The sequence below is a fragment of the Paenibacillus oleatilyticus genome, from assembly GCF_018998565.1.
Taxonomy (GTDB): Bacteria; Bacillota; Bacilli; order Paenibacillales; family NBRC-103111; genus Paenibacillus_G; species Paenibacillus_G oleatilyticus.
Genome location: NZ_JAHNZO010000189.1, coordinates 1 through 334, shown reverse-complemented (window position 1 = coordinate 334; position 334 = coordinate 1). Strand labels below are relative to the sequence as shown.

General features: G+C 59.6%; 1 pseudogene. It reads left to right on the top strand.

The features are described 5' to 3' along the window. A pseudogene (locus KQX66_RS36905) lies at nucleotides 1-334 on the top strand (type VI secretion system tip protein VgrG); the annotation flags it as partial.

Here is a 334-nt window from a genome sequence, read left to right as displayed (position 1 = left end):
CCTTTACCCTGATCAACGCCCCGTTTTTCAGCGATAACGGCGAATACCTGACGACGGCCGCCGATTATACGTTCTCCGAGAACCGCTACGCCAGCGGCGAAGAAGGAGAGACGGTTCATCGCATCGACTTTACGGTTATCCCGGCCGCTACCGTCTTTCGTCCGCTGACGGTGACGCCGTGGCCGCGCACCTATGGCCCGCAAACGGCCAAGGTGGTGGGGCCCGTCGGCGAGAATATCTGGACGGACAAATACGGCCGGATAAAAGTGAAGTTTCACTGGGATCGCCGCGCCAAAGGGGATGATACCAGTTCGTGCTGGGTGAGGGTCTCGAG